This window comes from Megasphaera sp. DJF_B143, from assembly GCF_900320625.1.
Classification (GTDB): domain Bacteria; phylum Bacillota; class Negativicutes; order Veillonellales; family Megasphaeraceae; genus Megasphaera; species Megasphaera hexanoica.
In genome coordinates this window covers 1-2,372 of sequence record NZ_ONTA01000211.1, presented here as the reverse complement: position 1 = coordinate 2,372, position 2,372 = coordinate 1, and the positions used below count along the sequence as shown (strand labels likewise).

The 2,372-nt window shown below is 51.0% G+C and carries 2 protein-coding genes and 1 pseudogene; all 3 read right to left on the bottom strand.

The genetic code is table 11. From position 1 onward, the window contains the following. Window positions 1-471: pseudogene (locus DBO31_RS06455) on the bottom strand (B12-binding domain-containing radical SAM protein); the annotation flags it as partial. Window positions 472-502: 31 nt separating this feature from the next. Next, the gene (gene rodA / locus DBO31_RS06450; RefSeq protein ID WP_059075899.1) at window positions 503-1,603 is read right to left on the bottom strand and encodes a rod shape-determining protein RodA; all 1,101 of its coding nucleotides are present in this window, start codon (window positions 1,601-1,603) and stop codon (window positions 503-505) included. 12 nt (window positions 1,604-1,615) lie between these two features. Then, a partial coding sequence (locus DBO31_RS06445; RefSeq protein ID WP_159897797.1) for an AAA family ATPase occupies window positions 1,616-2,372 on the bottom strand: 757 nt, incomplete at its 5' end.

Genomic DNA, 2,372 nt, shown 5'->3' with positions numbered 1-2,372 from the left:
CAGTGGTTCGGCATTATAGGCACAAGGGCCTCCGGCAACGACGAGAGGCATGTCTTCTCCCCGGTCCCGGGAAAACAGTGGGATTCCTGCCAGATCCATCATATTGAGGATATTGGTAAAGCTCATTTCATATTGCAGTGTAAATCCTACGAAGTCAAAATCAATGACCGGCGTCTTCGTTTCCAGTGAAAAAAGCGGATATCCTTTACTGCGCATGAGCTCTTCCATATCCGGCCAGGGGGCATAGACCCGTTCAGCCGCCACGTCCTGCCGTTCGTTGAGCAGGGCATAGAGGATGCGCAGTCCCAGATGGCTCATGGCCACTTCATACACATCGGGGAAACAATAGGCTACCGTCAGTTTGACGTCTTCATGATTTTTTACGACACTATTCCATTCTCCTCCCACGTAGCGGGCGGGTTTACTGACTTTGCTCAGCAGGACAGGATCGATTACAACAGTTCGTGACAAAGAGAAACCTCCTATCAGGTGCAGACCGGCATCAGAAAATCATCGTCTGCTGCCGCATGTAAATACTCATCAACAGGCCCATAGCCAGCATGTTCGTCGTCAGGGCACTGACACCATAACTCATGAATGGCAGCGGAATCCCCGTGACAGGCATGATACCGCAGGTCATACCTACATTGACCAGTATCTGGAAGGCCCACATGGAAACAATCCCCGTTGCCAGAAGCATGCCAAAGGGGTCTTTGCACTCTTTAGCCGTGACAAGTCCCCGGTAGACGAGCAGGAAATATAAGAATAAAATGACGATACAGCCCATAAAGCCCAGTTCTTCCCCAATGACTGAAAAGATAAAGTCCGTGTGGTTTTCCGGCAGGAAATTCAGCTGGCTCTGGGTCCCCTGGAAGAGGCCTTTGCCAAATAATTCACCGGAACCAATGGCGATTTTGGACTGGATGATATGATATCCGGCACCAAACGGATCGGCATTGGGATCGAGGAAGACGAGAATACGGGATTTCTGATAATCTTTCATGAAATGCCATCCTATCGGCGCCAGAACGACGCCGGCGGCAAAGATATTCCGCAGCAGGGACATTTTGACATTGGAAACAAAGAGCATGCCAAAAGTAATAGCCAGAAATACCAGGCTGGTCCCCAGGTCTGGCTGTTTCAGTACCAGCAGGAAGGGAATCCCGACAAACAGACCGATAGGAAGCAGGCTTTTAAAAGAATTCAGTTTATCTACTTTATTGGATAACAAGGCTGCCGTGCAGATGATCATAATCAGCTTGGAAAATTCCGACGGCTGGATGGTAATCGGGCCGACCTGGATCCAGCGCTGCGCCCCCAGGGCCGATGTACCGACGAACATGACCGCCAGCAGGATGAGCAGATTCAGCACATAGAGAGGCTTGGCAAAAAGCTTCAGCCGTGTGTAATCAAAGCGGCTGAAAAACAGGACTATCAGGAGATTCAGCACGAATGCCCCGCCCTGCTTGGCCACGAAATCGTAATTGATGACCCCTTTGTTTATGTGAGTTGCACTGCCAATGATACACAGACTGCAGCAGACAATCAGGATTGTCGAAAATAACATGACTTTATCTAAATTTTTCCATTCTCTTTTAAACATTCTTACTGACTCCTATCGGCGGTACTGACGCCACATGCGGGACTGGCTGCGCCGCTGCTTCAATGATATGCGCATCGGGGAAGGGACAGGCTGATTCTCGTCACTGATCGTCTCTATCCCGGGACCGCCGTTTTCAGAAGCCCCATCCTCCTGTTCCTGCGGGACTGTTTCCAGTCCATCCACCATGTTTCTGCACCCGGGGATAACGTGGGCCGCGGCCTTTGCCAGTTCTTCCACTGCGCCGGCAGGAATAGCTTCGTCCACGCCTGTGCTCTCATCGCATATTGCAATTTCTCCTGTCTTCCCTTCCCCTGCTGCAGGCATTGCATTTTCCTCATGAGGCAGGCCGGCTATGAGCTCCGCGACAGGGACAGGTTCGTTTTCCGTAAGATAGGCTGTGGTCCGCTCCATGGCCTGGTAAAAAGGAAGGCCTTCATCCATATGGATCATATCCCCTTCCTGGGCCAGCCGGTTGATTGCACGGTCATGGGGAAGGATACCGGCAACATGCTCTGCCGGCAATGATTCCAATGCTTCATCAGCAGAGACAAAACCATCGGAATGGCCGTAAAAATTATTGAGCAGCGCCGCATAATGGAACTGTTTATGCTTATTACAGAACTGCATGACCCGGGATGCATCACGGATGGAAGACCAGGACGGTTCGACGACAAAGAGGATTTTGTCGGCGATCGCTACGGCATATTTGTAAGCTTTCCCGCGCCCTGGCGGACAATCAATGAGGATATAGTCATAATCCGGAGCCAGT

Excerpts from the sequence above, each read along its gene's own strand:
- rodA (WP_059075899.1), bottom strand. The coding sequence starts at position 1,603 with ATGTTTAAAAGAGAATGGAAAAATTTAGATAAAGTCATGTTATTTTCG.